Raw genomic sequence first — 14,966 nt, 5'->3', positions numbered from 1 at the left:
AGCCAGTCGGGTGCCCCCCACTCCTGTGCCCGCCCGTCATCGGCCACCGCCCTTCCTTCGACGGGCTGCGCCCGCGCCCCGATTCCGCTCGTCGCCCCGGGAGTTGACCCCCCTTGTACAAGATCCTGTTCGACCTCGTCTTCAAGAAGATGGACCCCGAGAAGGCCCACCACCTTGCCTTCTTCTGGATCCGTCTCGCCTCCTCGGTGCCGGGCCTGCGCAGCCTGGTGCGGCTGGCGCTCGCCCCGCGCGACCGCGCCCTGCGCACTCGCGCCCTCGGCCTCGACCTGCCCGGCCCGTTCGGCCTCGCGGCCGGCTTCGACAAGAACGGCGTCGGCATCGACGGCCTGGCCATGCTCGGCTTCGACTACGTCGAGATCGGCACCATCACCGGCGAGCCCCAGCCCGGCAACCCGGCGCCCCGGCTGTTCCGCCTGGTCGAGGACCGCGCGCTGATCAACCGGATGGGCTTCAACAACCAGGGCTCCGCCCGGGTCGCCGCCCGCCTCGCCGCCCGCCCGCACACCAGCTCCACCCCGGTGATCGGTGTCAACATCGGCAAGACCAAGGTCGTCGAGGAGGCCGACGCGGTCGCCGACTACGTCAAGTCCACCGAGCGGCTGGCCAAGTACGCCGACTACCTGGTGGTCAACGTCAGCTCGCCGAACACCCCCGGGCTGCGCAACCTCCAGGCCGTCGACCACCTGCGCCCGCTGCTCGCCGCCGTCCGCGAGGCCGCCGACCGCACCACCGCGCACCACGTGCCGCTGCTGGTCAAGATCGCCCCCGACCTGGCCGACGAGGACGTCGACGCGGTCGCCGACCTCGCCCTGGAACTGGGCCTGGACGGCATCATCGCCACCAACACCACGATCGGCCGCGACGGCCTCCTCACCGACGCCGGCCGGGTCGAGGAGATCGGCATGGGCGGCCTGTCCGGGGCCCCGCTCAAGGCCCGCGCCCTGGAGGTCCTGCAGCGGCTGCGCGCCCGGACCGGGGGCCGGCTGACCCTGGTCTCGGTCGGCGGCATCGAGACCGCCGAGGACGCCTGGCAGCGGATCGTCCACGGCGCCGACCTGGTCCAGGGCTACAGCGCCTTCATCTACGAGGGCCCGTTCTGGTGCCGGCGGATCCACAAGGGCCTGTCCGCCCGGATCCGGGCCGCGGGCTTCCGCGACCTCGCCTCGGCGGTCGGCAGCGCCGTGCGCAGCTCGTGACCGCCGCACCACCCCGGACGCATCCCGCACGCCCCGGCTCCCTCGGCTCCGCGGACCCCTCGGCCCGGTCGGAGCGCTCGGCCTCCTCGACTCCCTCGGACCTCTCGGACCTCTCGGAAAGTGACGACATGACCCTCGCCCCGTTCGGCGCCCGGCTGCGCCAGGCCCTCGACACCCGCGGCCAGCTCTGCGTCGGCATCGACCCGCACGCCTCCCTGCTGGCGTCCTGGGGACTCGGCGACGACCTGGCCGGCCTGGAGACCTTCAGCCGCACCGTGGTCGAGGCGCTGGCCGACCGGGTGGCCGTGCTCAAGCCGCAGGCCGCCTTCTTCGAGCGCTTCGGCAGCCGGGGCGTCGCGGTGCTGGAGAAGTCCGTCGAGGAGGCCCGGGCCGCCGGTGCGCTGGTCCTGATGGACGCCAAGCGCGGTGACATCGGCTCCACCATGGCGGCCTACGCCGAGGCGTTCCTGTCGCCCGGCAGCCCGCTGTTCTCGGACGCCGTCACGGTCAGCCCGTACCTCGGCTTCGGCTCGCTGCGCCCGGCCCTGGACCTGGCCCGGGAGCAGGGCTGCGGCGTGTTCGCGCTGGCGCTCACCTCCAACCCGGAGGGCGCCGAGGTGCAGCGCGCGGTGGGCGCGGACGGCGAGCCGGTCGCGGCCTCGGTGCTGCGGCAGCTGGCGGCCGAGAACGCGGGTGCCGTGCCGCTGGGCTCCTTCGGCGCGGTGGTCGGCGCGACGCTGGCCGACGCGGGCGTGGACCTGGCCATCAACGGCCCGCTGCTCGCCCCGGGGATCGGCGCCCAGGGCGCGACCATGGCGGACCTGCCGCGGGTGTTCGGCGCCGCGGTGACCAACGTGGTGCCGAGCGTCAGCCGGGACGTGCTCAAGCACGGCCCCTCGGTGGCCGCGCTGCGCGAGGCGGCGGAGCGCTTCGTCGGGGAGTTCGCGGACGCCGTCAAGTAGGCGGGACGGCGTCCGTCCGGCGCGCGGACGGACGCCGGAGGGACGTCCTCCGGTGCACCGGGCGGGCGCGTTCGGGAGCGGGAAACGGACGGCCGTCAAGCACCCCGGAGTGTCCGGCGGGTTGCGGAAGGCGCCCCGCCGGTAGCCGGTCGGTGACCCTGTGGAGTGTCCGCAGGACGGTGGCGGCGTCGCGCGGGCGACGTGAGCGCCGTCACACAGACCCCGTCAAAGTTTCGCAATCGCGGTCATTTTGCCCTGGAAAGTCCTGGTCGGCCTTGGCTGACCAGGACTTTTCGTGTTCTTTTCCTGACGTGGCGCCGCAATACGGGTAGTGTCCGGCGATAGGTCATCGGAGAGCCGCGAATTTCGTGGCTTCCGCAGGTCAGGGCCTTGTGGTTCCTCTTGCGGGCGGTGTCCTGGGTACCAAACCAGTCATAGCTCAATCCCTTCCATCCACACCCTGAGGTGAACGGCGTGGCTCTTCCGCCCCTTACCCCTGAACAGCGCACCGCCGCGCTTGCCAAGGCCGCCGAGGCTCGCCGGGAGCGCGCCGAGGTGAAGAACCGGCTCAAGCACTCCGGCGCCTCCCTGCACGAGGTGATCAAGGCCGGCAAGGCCGACAACGACGTCATCGGCAAGATGAAGGTCTCGGCCCTGCTGGAGTCCCTTCCGGGCGTCGGCAAGGTTCGTGCCAAGCAGATCATGGAGCGCCTCGGCATCAGCGAGAGCCGGCGTGTCCGGGGTCTCGGCACCAACCAGATCGCCTCCCTGGAGCGGGAGTTCGGCGGGGGTGCCGCCTGACCGTGCCCCGGTGGTCCCGTCATCCTCCGCGATCCGGGATAATCGGTGCATGAGTGAGCGTCCGCGGCTGACCGTGCTCTCCGGCCCCTCGGGGGTCGGCAAGAGCACGGTCGTCGCTCATATGAGGAAGATGCACCCCGAGGTCTGGCTCTCGGTGTCGGCGACGACCCGCCACCCGAGGCCCGGCGAGAAGAACGGGGTCCAGTACCACTTCGTCGACAACGACGAGTTCGACAAGCTGATCGCCAACGGCGAGCTGCTGGAATGGGCCGAGTTCGCCGGGAACCGCTACGGCACCCCGCGCGCGGCCGTGCTGGAGAAGCTGGAGCGCGGCGAACCCGTGCTCCTGGAGATCGACCTGCAGGGTGCTCGGCAGGTGCGCGAGTCGATGCCCGAGGCGCAGCTGGTGTTCCTGGCTCCGCCGAGCTGGGACGAGCTGGTCCGCCGGCTCACCGGCCGGGGCACCGAGTCGCAGGACGTGATCGAGAAGCGGCTCGACGCCGCCAAGATCGAGCTCGCCGCCGAGCCCGAGTTCGACACGACCCTTGTCAACACCTCCGTCGAGCAGGTAGCGGCCGAACTGCTAGCCTTGCTCGGTGTAGCCTGACCTGTCTGTCTTTTCCACCCTTTCGGAAGGTTTTCGCGTGTCCTCTTCCATGACCGCGCCCGAGGGCATCATCAACCCGCCGATCGACGAGCTGCTCGAGGCCACCGACTCGAAGTACAGCCTCGTGATCTACGCCGCCAAGCGCGCGCGCCAGATCAACGCGTACTACTCGCAGCTCGGTGAGGGCCTGCTGGAGTACGTCGGCCCGCTGGTCGACACCCACGTGCACGAGAAGCCGCTGTCGATCGCGCTGCGCGAGATCAACGCGGGCATGCTGACCGCCGAGGCGATCGAGGCTGCCTGAGTCAGCCGCTGTTTTTCCGGGAGGGCCCGGCGGAATCGTTTCCGCCGGGCCCTCCCGTCGTCGTCTCCGGGATGCGTCGGCGTGGGGAGCCGCCCGGATGCGCCGGTGTGGGGTGCCCCTGTCGTCGGGGTGGGGAGCCGCGCGGGTCATCGGGGTGGGGAGCCGTGCGGGCCGTCGGGGTGGGGTGCCGCGCGGGCGGGAGCTGAGGGGTCGTAGGGTGGGCGGGTTCCCGAAGCGGAGAAAGGCCGGTAGATGAACGCTGGTGCGGACGCCCCCCGCGTGGTCCTCGGTGTGAGCGGCGGGATCGCCGCGTACAAGGCGTGCGAGCTGCTGCGCCGGTTCACCGAGTCCGGCCACCAGGTCACCGTGGTGCCCACCGACGCCGCGCTGCACTTCGTCGGCGAGGCGACCTGGGCCGCACTGTCCGGTCGCCCGGCCGCCACCGAGACCTGGGAGCGCGTGCACGAGGTGCCGCACGTGCGGATCGGGCAGCAGGCCGACCTGGTCGTGGTCGCCCCGGCCACCGCCGACCTGATCGCCAAGGCCGCCCACGGCCTCGCCGACGACCTGCTCACCAACACGCTGCTCACCGCCCGCTGCCCGGTCGTGGTGGCGCCCGCCATGCACACCGAGATGTGGGAGCACCCGGCCACCCGGGACAACGTCGCCACGCTGCGCCGCCGCGGCGTGATCGTGCTGGAGCCGGCCGTCGGCCGCCTCACCGGCAAGGACACCGGCAAGGGGCGGCTGCCGGAGCCGTCCGCGATCTTCGACGCCTGCCGGGCGGTGCTGCGCCGCGGCGGGGCGGTGCCGCACGACCTGGCGGGCCGGCACGTGGTGGTCTCGGCCGGCGGCACCCGGGAACCGCTGGACCCGGTGCGCTACCTGGGCAACCGCTCCTCGGGCAAGCAGGGCTACGCGCTCGCGGTCACGGCCGCGGCGCGCGGGGCCAGGGTGACGCTGCTCTCGGCCAACGCCGAGCTGCCGGATCCGGCCGGGGTGGACGTGGTGCACGTCTCGACCGCGCTGGAACTGCGCGAGGCCGCGCTGAAGGCGGTCGCGGACGCGGACGCCGTGGTGATGGCCGCGGCGGTGGCCGACTTCCGGCCCGCCGAGTACGCGACCGGCAAGATCAAGAAGGTCGAGGGGGTCGAGCAGGCCCCGGTGGCGCTGGTCCGCAATCCCGACATTCTGGCCGAGCTGTCGGCCCACCGACCCCGTTCGGGCCAACTGGTCGTGGGTTTCGCGGCGGAGACCGACGACGTGCTCGCCAACGGCCGCGCGAAGCTCGCCCGCAAGGGTTGTGACCTGCTCGTCGTGAACGAGGTCGGCAACGGCAAGGCCTTCGGTACGGACGTCAACGAGGCCGTCGTCCTGGGCTCGGACGGCAGTGAGACCGCCGTTCCGGTGGGCCCGAAGGAGGCGCTCGCGGACGTGATCTGGGACCTGGTCGCAAAGGGGCTGGAAACGGGCGGCAACTGATCGGAAGGCGCTGCGTGGCGCTCGAGAAATGCTGAAGTGGGTGACGTTCGGCGGAAGCAGACCGTTAGACTCCAGGAATCAAGTCTTTCCGGAGTTCACCGGTCACGGGAACTTCAGTCAGCAGCCGCTGCAACCCCAGGGAGCGCTGTGTCTCGCCGCCTGTTCACGTCGGAGTCCGTCACCGAGGGCCACCCCGACAAGATCGCTGACCAGATCAGCGACACCATCCTTGACGCCCTCCTGCGCGAGGACCCGACCTCCCGGGTCGCCGTGGAGACGCTCATCACCACCGGCCAGGTGCACGTGGCCGGCGAGGTGACCACCAAGGCGTACGCGCCGATCGCCCAGCTCGTCCGGGACAAGATCCTGGAGATCGGCTACGACAGCTCCAAGAAGGGCTTCGACGGCGCCTCCTGCGGCGTCTCGGTGTCCATCGGTGCGCAGTCGCCCGACATCGCGCAGGGCGTGGACACGGCGTACGAGGCCCGCGTCGAGGGTGATGAGGACGACCTGGACAAGCAGGGCGCCGGCGACCAAGGCCTGATGTTCGGCTACGCGTCCGACGAGACGCCCGAGCTCATGCCGCTGCCGATCACCCTGGCCCACCGGCTCTCGCGCCGGCTCACCGAGGTCCGCAAGAACGGGACCATCCCGTACCTGCGCCCCGACGGCAAGACCCAGGTCACCATCGAGTACGACGGCGACAAGGCCGTCCGCCTGGACACCGTGGTCGTGTCGACCCAGCACGCCAGTGACATCGACCTGGAGTCGCTGCTCACCCCGGACATCCGGGAGTTCGTGGTCGAGCCGGAGCTGAAGGCGCTGGCCGAGCAGGGCATCAAGCTGACCACCGAGGGCTACCGCCTGCTGGTCAACCCGACCGGCCGCTTCGAGATCGGCGGCCCGATGGGCGACGCCGGCCTCACCGGCCGCAAGATCATCATCGACACCTACGGCGGCATGGCCCGCCACGGCGGCGGCGCCTTCTCCGGCAAGGACCCGTCCAAGGTGGACCGCTCGGCCGCGTACGCGATGCGCTGGGTGGCGAAGAACATCGTCGCCGCCGGCCTCGCCAGCCGCGCCGAGGTGCAGGTCGCGTACGCGATCGGCAAGGCCGAGCCGGTCGGCCTGTTCGTGGAGACCTTCGGCACCGAGACCGTGCCGGTCCTCTCCATCCAGAAGGCCGTCTCCGAGGTCTTCGACCTGCGTCCGGCCGCGATCATCCGCGACCTGGACCTGCTGCGCCCGATCTACTCCCAGACCGCCGCGTACGGCCACTTCGGCCGTGAGCTGCCGGACTTCACCTGGGAGCGCACCGACCGGGTGGAGCAGCTGAAGGCTGCCGTGCAGGACTGACGTCCCCAGCACTCCAGGCGGCGCCCGCCCCCGAACGGGGGTGGGCGCCGCTTCGTGCGTCCGGTGGGCGGGGGACGGGTGGGCGCCGCTGCGGCGGGCGTCCGGCTGTGTGGGCGTGTGTGCGTGTGGGCGTGGGCGTGTGCCCGGGTGTGTGCGCGTTGTCGGTGTGACCTGGTAGTACTTGGTGGCGATGAGCAGCACAGGGGACAACGGGGCCGCCGAGCCGGAGCAGCTGGCGTTCATCCGGGAGACGGTCAAGCGGGCCAAGCCGCGCAGCTGGCGCGGCGCGAAGCGGGCCGAGCACCTGCCGGTGGCCCGGGTCGTGGTGGACAAGGGCGTGCTCACCATCGACAAGTTCTTCGACTACGCCGTGCCGGAGAGCATGGCCGAGGAGGCCCAGCCGGGCGTCCGGGTCCGGGTGCGGTTCGGCGCGCGCGTGGTGAAGGGGCAGCGCGAGGGCGGGGAACTGCACGACGGGTTCATCGTCGCCCGGCTGGAGAAGAGCGACTTCGCCGGGCCGCTCGCCCCGCTGGCACAGGTGCTGTCGCCCGAACCCGTGCTCACCCCGCAACTGCTCCGGCTCTGCCGGACCGTCGCCGACCGGTACGCCGGGACGCTCGCCGACGTGCTGCAGCTGGCCGTCCCGCCCCGGCACGCCAAGGCGGAGGCCGAGCCCTCGCCGCCGCCGCTGCCCCGCCCGGCCGTCCCCGCCCCCGGCAGCTGGCAGCGCTACCCGGCCGGCCCCGACTTCCTGGCGGCGCTGGCCGGCGGCGGTGCGCCGCGCGCGGTGTGGGCGGCGCTGCCCGGGCCCGGCTGGCCGTACGAGATCGCGCGGGCGGTCGCGGCGACGCTGGCGGGCGGGCGCGGGGCGCTGGTCGTGCTGCCGGACGGGCGCTCGGTGGCCCGGGTCGACCAGGCACTGACCGAACTGCTCGGCCCCGGGATGCACACGGCCCTGGAAGCCGACCTCGGCCCGCGCGAGCGGTACAAGCGCTGGCTCGCGGTGAGCCGCGGCTCGGTGCACGCCGCCATCGGCACCCGCGCGACCATGTTCGCGCCGGTGCGCGACCTCGGGCTGGTCGTCGTCTGGTCGGACGGGGACGGCAGCCACAGCGACCCGCGCTCCCCGCACCCGCACGTCCGGGAGGTGGCGCTGCTGCGCGCCGCCGAGGAGGGCGCGGCCGTGCTGCTCGGCGGGCACGCGGTGACCGTCGAGGGCGCGCAGCTGGTCAGCACCGGCTGGGCGCGCCCGCTCGTCGCCGACCGGGAAACGGTGCGGCAGGTCGCGCCGAGGGTGCGGACCGTCACCGACCAGGACCAGCACCGCGACGCGGCCGCGCAGGCCGCCCGGCTGCCCTCGGTGGCCTGGGACGCCGCCCGGGAGGCACTCGCGGCCGGGCACCCGGTGCTCATCCAGGTGCCCCGGCGCGGCTACGTGCCCCGGCTGGCCTGCGGGCGCTGCCGCACCCCGGCGCGGTGCCGGCGGTGCGAGGGGCCGTTGGAAGCGCCCTCGGCGGACGCCGCGCTGACCTGCGGCTGGTGCGGCGAGGCGGAGAAGGACTGGCACTGTCCCGAGTGCGGGTCGTTCCGGCTGCGGGCCCAGGTGATCGGTGCCCGGCGCACCGCGGAGGAACTCGGCAAGGCCTTCCCGCGGATCCCGGTCCGCACCTCCGGGCGGGAGGCGGTGCTGGCGACCGTGCCCGACGAGCCCTCGCTGGTGATCTCGACCCCGGGCGCCGAGCCGGTGGTCGAGGGTGGTGCAGGGTACGGGGCGGCGTTGCTGCTGGACGGGTGGGCGCTGCTGAGCCGGCCGGACCTGCGGGCCGGCGAGGAGACGCTGCGGCTCTGGCTGGCCGCCGCCGCGCTGGTGCGGTCCTCGGCGGAGGGCGGCGCGGTGGTCGTGGTCGCCGAGCCGTCGGCCCGTCCGGTCCAGGCGCTGGTGCGCTGGGACCCGATGGGGCACGCCGGGCTGGAGCGGGACGAACGGGCGCAGCTGCACTTCCCGCCGGTGTCGCGGATGGCCTCGGTCAGCGGGAGCCCGGCGGCGGTCGCCGACCTGCTGGGGCTGATCCGGCTGCCGGAGGGGGCCGACGTGCTCGGGCCGGTGCCGGCGGCGGCGCTGCGGGGGGAGGAACAGGAGCGCGCGCTGCTGCGGGTGGCGCCCGGGCAGGGGGCGGCGCTGGCGGCGGCGCTCAAGGCGGCGCAGATCGCGCGGATCGCGCTGCGGACGGCGGAGCCGGTGCGGGTGCGGATGGATCCGACGGACATCGGGTGAGCTGGGGGGCCGGCCGGCCGGTCGGATGAGGGTGCGGGGTCGGTCGGGCGACGTGCGGGGTCGGTCGGGGTCGGTCGGGTGGCTCTTCGGCCGAGGAGCGGTGGGGGTGAGCCGGGCGGCCGGGCCGGGCCGGGCAGCTGGGTGGTGGCGGGCCGGGCGGATGGGCGGTGGTGGGGGGCGGGGTGAGTGGGCCACCCCGCCCCGGGGCGGCCGGTCGTTCGTGCGGTGTGCGGTGGCGCGTCGTGGGGTGGGGTCAGCCGCGCAGCGGGATGCCGGTGCGGTCGACGGTGGTGCTGCGGTCGAGCGTCGTGCGGTCGATGCCGGATCGGTCGATGTGGTCGATGCGGTCGATGGGGGTGCGGTCGACGGGGGCGCGGTCCAGCGCGCCGCGCTCCATGGCGGCGCGCTCCAGGCTGCTGCGGTCCAGTCCGCCCTGGCGGGCCGCCGGGACCGTCGCGGCCAGGCCGCCGGTGGGCGCGGCGGGCAGGTCCTCGGAGCGGTCCGGGCGGCTCGGGCCCGGGACGGCGCCACCGGCGGCCAGGAGCTCGCTGGTCGGGCGGCGCATGCCGTAGCGGCGGTGCACGGCCTGCTTGGTGACCCCGAGGGCGGAGCCGACCGAGTCCCAGGAGAAGCCCAGCGCCCGGTCGAACTCCACCGCGGCCGCCACCAGGGTCTCCACGCTCTCCCGCAACTCCTGCGCCAGGCGCACGGTCGGCGCCGGCGCCCGCCCGTACACCACGAAGCCGGCGGAGGTGCTGGGGCGGCGCGGCCGGTACACGTTGCCCAGTTGGGCGGTGAGCGTCCGCAGCGCGTCGACCTGGCGCCTCACCCGCTCGATGTCCCGTACCAGCAGGTGCAGGCTCGCCCGCGCGCGGGCGTCGTGGTTGATCTGCTCGGCCATGGCCTACGTGCCACCTTCCGTACGGTTCAGCTCGGCCGGGGCGCGGTGTCCCGTGCGCCCGGCCCTGGTCAATCTCTCTTGACCAACGCCGAATCGGGGGCCGGGGTAACGCCGCTCGGCAGAGTCGGGTTATGCCAGTGCGGTTCCGGCGGCTCCGAGGGCATGGGGGGAGGGCCCGGCGCGTTGCATAGACTTGGCGGGAACAGCCGTTGCCCGCAGTCCTCCCGGACGCCCGACACCTCGACGGACAGGAGCCCGTACCCCGTGGCGATCCAGCCGATCCGCCTCTTCGGAGACCCCGTCCTGCGGGCCACCGCCCAGCCGGTGACCGTGTTCGACAAGGAACTGCGCAACCTGGTCCGCGACCTCACCGAGACCATGATGAACGCCCCCGGCGCCGGCCTTGCCGCGCCCCAACTCGGCGTCTCCCTGCGGGTGTTCACGTACCACGTGGACGGCGTCACCGGGCACCTGATCAACCCGGACCTGTCGCTCAGCGAGGACGAGCAGGAGGGCCCCGAGGGTTGCCTCTCGCTGCCCGGCCTGCGCTACGACACCAAGCGCGCCCACGGCGTGGTGGCCAGGGGCTTCACCATGCACGGCGAGCCGGTGACCGTGGAGGGCACCCAGCTGCTCGCCCGGTGCATCCAGCACGAGACCGACCACCTGGACGGCATCATCTTCATCGACCGGCTCGACCGTGAGCAGCGCAAGGCCGCGCTGAAGGCGATCCGGGAGGCGGACTGGGGTGCCGGACCGGCGCCCGTCGTCAAGGTCTCCCCGCACAGCACCTTCGGCGCCGCGCGCTGACCCTCCCGTCCGGCTTCCCGAACTCCCTTTTGCAGAAAGGCACTTGATGCGTCTCGTCTTCGCCGGCACCCCCGAGGTCGCCGTTCCCGCCCTGGACGCCCTGCTCGCTTCCGACCGGCACGAAGTCGTCGCGGTGGTCACCCGCCCCGACGCCCCCGCCGGGCGCGGACGCAAGCTGGTCGCCAGCCCCGTCGCCCAGCGCGCCGAGGAGGCCGGGATCGAGGTCCTCAAGCCGGCGAAGCCCAGCGACCCGGAGTTCGTCGCCCGGCTCACCGAACTCGCCCCCGACTGCTGCCCGGTGGTCGCCTACGGCGCGCTGCTGCGCCCCGGCACCCTGGAGATCCCCAAGCACGGCTGGGTCAACCTGCACTTCTCGCTGCTGCCCTCGTGGCGCGGCGCGGCCCCGGTCCAGCACGCGGTGCTGGCGGGCGACGAGGTCACCGGGGCGTCCACCTTCCTGATCGAGCAGGGCCTGGACTCCGGCCCGGTCTACGGCGTGATCACCGAGGAGATCCGCCCGGCCGACACCAGCGGCGAACTGCTCACCCGGCTCTCGCGCTCCGGCGCGCGGCTGCTCACCGCCACCATGGACGGCATCGAGGACGGTTCTCTGCACGCCGTGCCGCAGCCGGCCGACGGCATCACGCTCGCGCCGAAGATCAGCGTCGAGGACGCGCGGATCGACTGGAACCACCCCGCGCTGCGGGTCGACCGGGTGGTGCGCGGCTGCGCGCCGGCGCCGGGGGCGTGGACGGAGTTCCGGGGCGAGCGGCTGAAGGTCACCGGGCCGGTGAAGCTGCTGCCGGAGTCGGCCGAGCTGGCGCCCGGCGAGGTGGCGATGGCCGGCAAGAACAGCGTGCGGGTCGGGACCGGCAGCCATGACGTCGAGCTGGGCGAGGTCCGTCCCCAGGGCAAGAAGGAGATGCGGGCGGCGGACTGGGCCCGCGGTGCCCGGCTGGAGGCCGGGGAGCGGTTCGGGACCGGCTCCGAGGGCTGAGCGTCCGGGCGAGGTGCGGCTCGCCGCGCGAGCCGCGGCGGGTGGACCTACCTTGGTCCGAGTGGGGGATTCCTCACCAGGAAGGCTGATCCCAATGGCCCGACTCGCCTGGACGAGCCCGCGTATCTGGACCGCCATGGCCGGTGCACTACTGGTGACCGCCACCTATGGACTGGCGACCGCTCCTCCGGCCGGCGCCTCGACCACCACGGTGGTTTCCGGCGAGCCGGCCGCCTCGGGCACGCTCTCCTCCGCCACCTGCCCGCAGAACACCCTCCTGATCTCGGGAGGCTTCGACCTGGGGCCCGTCCAGGTCGATGCCGGCACCGGTGCGGCACCGTCGGTGCTGGTGTCCCGGAACGCCCCCTCGGCCGACCAGAGCAACACCTGGGAGGTCGTCGCGGTGGGCGTGGACGGAGCCAAGGCGCTCGCCCTCTGCCAGACGAGCTGACGCACCGTCCGAAAGGACCGTCCGTGCGCAGCCGGACCCGTACCCGTACCCCTACGCGTTCGTGGAGCCCCCTCCCGCGGGGGGCTCCACCCGGGTCGCGGCGCGGAGGAGGCTTCGGGCGGCACGTCCCGCAGGGGATATCGTTGACCGTCGATAACCCCCGCAGCACCTTGAGGCACACACAATGAGCACGCCCAGCAGCACCCCCGGCGCCCAGCGCGCGCCCCGCCCGCACCGCCGTCCGAAGAAGGACCCGGCCCGGATCGTCGCGTTCCGCGCGCTGCGCGCCGTCGACGAGCGGGACGCGTACGCCAACCTGATCCTGCCCTCGCTGCTCCGCGAGGCCGAGCAGAAGGGCATGGACCGGCGCGACGCCGCGCTCGCCACCGAACTCGTCTACGGCACGCTGCGCCTGCAGGGCACCTACGACGCGATCATCGCGGCCTGCATCGACCGGCCGCTCGGCAAGGTCGACCCGCCGGTCCTGGACGTGCTCTCGCTCGGCGCCCACCAGCTGCTCACCACCCGGATCCCCAGCCACGCGGCCGTCTCGGCGACCGTCGAACTCGCCCGGGTCGTGCTCGGCGACGGCAAGGCGAAGTTCGTCAACGCCGTGCTGCGCCGGATCAGCGCCCACGACCTGGACGCCTGGATCCAGCGGGTCGCCCCGCCGTACGACAAGGACGCCGAGGACCACCTGGCCGTCGTCCACTCGCACCCGCGCTGGGTGGTCTCCGCGCTCTGGGACTCCCTCGGCCGCTGGCAGCCGGACGCCTCCGGACGCACCGCGATCGAGGAACTGCTCCGCGCCGACAACGAGCGGCCCGAGGTCACCCTCGTCGCCCGGCCCGGACGGGCCACCGTCGGCGAGCTGGCCGAGGCGCTGCCCGAGGCCGAGCAGGGGCGCTGGTCGCCGTTCGCACTGCGGCTCGCCGAGGGCGGCGACCCGGGCTCGATCGCAGCCGTGCAGGAGAACCGGGCCGGCGTGCAGGACGAAGGCAGCCAGCTGGTCGCACTCGCCCTGGCGAGCGCCCCGCTGGACGGCCCGGACCGGATCTGGCTGGACGGCTGCGCCGGCCCCGGCGGCAAGGCCGCGCTGCTCGGCGCGCTGGCCGCCGAGCGCGGGGCGGCGCTGGTCGCGAGCGAGAAGCAGCCGCACCGGGCCCGACTGGTGGCGCGGGCACTGCAGGGCAACCCCGGCCCGTACACGGTGATCGCGGCGGACGGCACCCGTCCCGCCTGGCAGGCGGACAGCTTCGACCGGGTGCTGGTCGACGTGCCGTGCTCCGGCCTGGGAGCGCTGCGCCGCCGCCCCGAGGCGCGCTGGCGGCGCCGGCCCGCCGACGTCGCGGCCTTCGGCCCGCTCCAGCGGGACCTGCTGCGCTCGGCGATCGGAGCCACCCGGGTCGGCGGTGTGGTCGGCTACGCCACCTGCTCGCCGCACCTCGCGGAGACCCGGGCCGTCGTGGACGACGTGCTGCGGGCCGAAGGCGGCCGGGTCGAGTGGATCGACGCGCGCCCGCTGCTGCCCGGCGTCCCCGCGCTCGGCGACGGCCCGGACGTGCAGCTCTGGCCGCACCTGCACGGGACGGACGCGATGTACCTGGCGCTGTTGCGTCGGACGGCCTGATCGGGCAGTTTCGGCGGGCCGTCCCGCGCGGGTGGTTCCGCGTGGGTGGTTCCGCGTGGGTGGTTCTGCGTGGGCCGCTCCGCGTGGGTGGTTCTGCGTGGGCGGTTCCGCGTGGGGTTCCGTGGGTGGTGCGCTCGGTCCTGGGTGCTTGCACCTCCCGTAGGGGGAGGCGGCAGAGTGGCGGCCATGAACGGCGACGCGACGTACACCATCGGTGAGCCGGCCCGACGGACGGGGCTGACGGTCAAGGCCGTCCGCTTCTACTCGGACCGGGGGATCGTGTCGCCGACCGGCCGCAACCCGGCCGGCCACCGGCGGTACGGCGTCGACGCCGTCGCGCGCCTGGACCTGGTCCGCACCCTGCGGGAACTCGGGCTCGGACTGCCCGTGATCCGGACGGTGCTGGAGCGCGAACTCACCCTGCCCGCGGTCGCCGCGGCGCACGCCGATGCGCTCGACGTCCGGATCCGGCTGCTGCGGGTGCGGCAGGCGGTCCTGCGGGCGGTGGCCCGGCGCGGGTCGACACCCGAGGAGTTGACGCTCGTGCACCGGTTGGCGCAGTTGTCGGAGGACGAACGGAACCGTCTGATCGGGGAGTTCCTGACGGGGGTGTTCGGCGGGTCTGGCGATGTCGGGCCGGGTGGTGCCGGGCCGGGGGAGGGCCTGTTCGTCGGCGTGGCGCGCTCGCTGACGCCGGAGCTGCCGGAGGAACCGACGGCCGACCAGGTCGAGGCCTGGGTGGAGGTGGCGCAGCTGGCGGGGGACGACGGGTTCCGGGAACTGCTGCGCGGGCTCGCGGAGGGGGAAGCGGCGGAGGCCGGTTCCGGTCCGCCGCGACCCGGACTCGCAGTCGCGGTACGGGAGTCGGTCGGGCCCGCGGTCGCGGCGGGGGTGGATCCGGGGTCGCCGGAGGCGGCGGAGGCGGTCGCGGCCCTGGTGGAGCGCTACGCGGGGATGGTGCAGCGATCCGCGGGGACGGTGCCGGGAGACGCCGGAGCGGTGCGTGGCCGGCTGGCCGATCGACTGGCGGCGATGGCGGACCCCCGGCGGGAGCGCTACCTGGAACTCCTGGCGGTGGTCAACGGGTGGCCCGCGCCGGAGAGTCGGGCGGCGGAGGTGGACTGGGCGCGGCGCGCGGTGGCGTGAACCGGTGCCCGTCGGCGTGGGTGTGTG

14 protein-coding genes are annotated in these 14,966 nt (G+C 73.9%); 13 read left to right on the top strand and 1 reads right to left on the bottom strand.

Features of this window, described 5'->3' with window-relative positions; all coding sequences use genetic code 11:
* Positions 1–113 precede the first annotated feature (113 nt).
* The 8 genes from ACFV04_RS13690 to ACFV04_RS13655 all read left to right on the top strand — a co-directional run bounded on the left by ACFV04_RS13690 (position 114) and on the right by ACFV04_RS13655 (position 9,004).
* The gene (locus tag ACFV04_RS13690) at positions 114–1,217 is read left to right on the top strand and encodes a quinone-dependent dihydroorotate dehydrogenase (RefSeq protein ID WP_380338486.1); all 1,104 of its coding nucleotides are present in this window, start codon (positions 114–116) and stop codon (positions 1,215–1,217) included.
* A gap of 128 nt (positions 1,218–1,345) precedes the next feature.
* On the top strand, positions 1,346–2,179 hold the full coding sequence (gene pyrF / locus ACFV04_RS13685; RefSeq protein ID WP_380338489.1) for an orotidine-5'-phosphate decarboxylase: 834 nt from the start codon (positions 1,346–1,348) through the stop codon (positions 2,177–2,179).
* A gap of 474 nt (positions 2,180–2,653) precedes the next feature.
* On the top strand, positions 2,654–2,980 hold the full coding sequence (gene mihF, locus ACFV04_RS13680) for an integration host factor, actinobacterial type (protein ID WP_030056187.1): 327 nt from the start codon (positions 2,654–2,656) through the stop codon (positions 2,978–2,980).
* A 49-nt stretch (positions 2,981–3,029) separates the two neighbouring features.
* Positions 3,030–3,587, top strand: a complete 558-nt coding sequence (gene gmk, locus ACFV04_RS13675) for a guanylate kinase (protein ID WP_360261903.1) — start codon at positions 3,030–3,032, stop codon at positions 3,585–3,587.
* Between the two features lie 37 nt (positions 3,588–3,624).
* Positions 3,625–3,891, top strand: a complete 267-nt coding sequence (gene rpoZ, locus ACFV04_RS13670) for a DNA-directed RNA polymerase subunit omega (protein WP_030240625.1) — start codon at positions 3,625–3,627, stop codon at positions 3,889–3,891.
* A 252-nt stretch (positions 3,892–4,143) separates the two neighbouring features.
* The gene (coaBC, locus tag ACFV04_RS13665) at positions 4,144–5,373 is read left to right on the top strand and encodes a bifunctional phosphopantothenoylcysteine decarboxylase/phosphopantothenate--cysteine ligase CoaBC (RefSeq protein ID WP_360261902.1); all 1,230 of its coding nucleotides are present in this window, start codon (positions 4,144–4,146) and stop codon (positions 5,371–5,373) included.
* 147 nt (positions 5,374–5,520) lie between these two features.
* Positions 5,521–6,729: a methionine adenosyltransferase gene (gene metK / locus ACFV04_RS13660; protein WP_380338493.1), complete on the top strand. Its 1,209-nt coding sequence runs from the start codon at positions 5,521–5,523 to the stop codon at positions 6,727–6,729.
* 190 nt (positions 6,730–6,919) lie between these two features.
* Complete coding sequence (locus ACFV04_RS13655; RefSeq protein WP_380529009.1) at positions 6,920–9,004, top strand: primosomal protein N'; 2,085 nt, start codon at positions 6,920–6,922, stop codon at positions 9,002–9,004.
* Between the two features lie 253 nt (positions 9,005–9,257).
* Here ACFV04_RS13655 and ACFV04_RS13650 read toward each other — a convergent pair whose 3' ends face one another.
* Entirely contained in the window at positions 9,258–9,905 is a 648-nt protein-coding gene (locus ACFV04_RS13650) for a hypothetical protein (RefSeq protein ID WP_380338498.1), read from the bottom strand.
* Between the two features lie 264 nt (positions 9,906–10,169).
* Here ACFV04_RS13650 and def point away from each other — a divergent pair, with 264 nt between their 5' ends.
* The 5 genes from def to ACFV04_RS13625 all read left to right on the top strand — a co-directional run bounded on the left by def (position 10,170) and on the right by ACFV04_RS13625 (position 14,939).
* Positions 10,170–10,715 carry a peptide deformylase gene (gene def / locus ACFV04_RS13645; protein WP_380338501.1) on the top strand — a complete coding sequence of 182 codons (546 nt, stop codon included), beginning with the start codon at positions 10,170–10,172 and terminating at the stop codon, positions 10,713–10,715.
* A gap of 46 nt (positions 10,716–10,761) precedes the next feature.
* Positions 10,762–11,712 (top strand): methionyl-tRNA formyltransferase, encoded by a 951-nt coding sequence (gene fmt, locus ACFV04_RS13640; protein WP_380529007.1) that lies wholly within the window; start codon positions 10,762–10,764, stop codon positions 11,710–11,712.
* A 136-nt stretch (positions 11,713–11,848) separates the two neighbouring features.
* Positions 11,849–12,163: a hypothetical protein gene (locus ACFV04_RS13635; RefSeq protein WP_380338507.1), complete on the top strand. Its 315-nt coding sequence runs from the start codon at positions 11,849–11,851 to the stop codon at positions 12,161–12,163.
* A 184-nt stretch (positions 12,164–12,347) separates the two neighbouring features.
* Complete coding sequence (locus ACFV04_RS13630; RefSeq protein WP_380529005.1) at positions 12,348–13,793, top strand: RsmB/NOP family class I SAM-dependent RNA methyltransferase; 1,446 nt, start codon at positions 12,348–12,350, stop codon at positions 13,791–13,793.
* 186 nt (positions 13,794–13,979) lie between these two features.
* The gene (locus ACFV04_RS13625) at positions 13,980–14,939 is read left to right on the top strand and encodes a MerR family transcriptional regulator (protein WP_380529003.1); all 960 of its coding nucleotides are present in this window, start codon (positions 13,980–13,982) and stop codon (positions 14,937–14,939) included.
* The last annotated feature ends 27 nt before the right edge of the window (positions 14,940–14,966 follow it).

The sequence above is a fragment of the Kitasatospora sp. NPDC059599 genome, from assembly GCF_042735125.1.
Lineage (GTDB): Bacteria > Actinomycetota > Actinomycetes > Streptomycetales > Streptomycetaceae > Kitasatospora.
This window is presented reverse-complemented; position numbering and strand designations above follow the sequence as displayed.

Excerpts from the sequence above, each read along its gene's own strand:
- ACFV04_RS13650 (WP_380338498.1), bottom strand. The coding sequence starts at position 9,905 with ATGGCCGAGCAGATCAACCACGACGCCCGCGCGCGGGCGAGCCTGCAC.
- gmk (WP_360261903.1), top strand. The coding sequence starts at position 3,030 with ATGAGTGAGCGTCCGCGGCTGACCGTGCTCTCCGGCCCCTCGGGGGTC.
- ACFV04_RS13625 (WP_380529003.1), top strand. The coding sequence starts at position 13,980 with ATGAACGGCGACGCGACGTACACCATCGGTGAGCCGGCCCGACGGACG.
- pyrF (WP_380338489.1), top strand. The coding sequence starts at position 1,346 with ATGACCCTCGCCCCGTTCGGCGCCCGGCTGCGCCAGGCCCTCGACACC.
- fmt (WP_380529007.1), top strand. The coding sequence starts at position 10,762 with ATGCGTCTCGTCTTCGCCGGCACCCCCGAGGTCGCCGTTCCCGCCCTG.
- ACFV04_RS13635 (WP_380338507.1), top strand. The coding sequence starts at position 11,849 with ATGGCCGGTGCACTACTGGTGACCGCCACCTATGGACTGGCGACCGCT.
- coaBC (WP_360261902.1), top strand. The coding sequence starts at position 4,144 with ATGAACGCTGGTGCGGACGCCCCCCGCGTGGTCCTCGGTGTGAGCGGC.
- ACFV04_RS13655 (WP_380529009.1), top strand. The coding sequence starts at position 6,920 with ATGAGCAGCACAGGGGACAACGGGGCCGCCGAGCCGGAGCAGCTGGCG.
- ACFV04_RS13630 (WP_380529005.1), top strand. The coding sequence starts at position 12,348 with ATGAGCACGCCCAGCAGCACCCCCGGCGCCCAGCGCGCGCCCCGCCCG.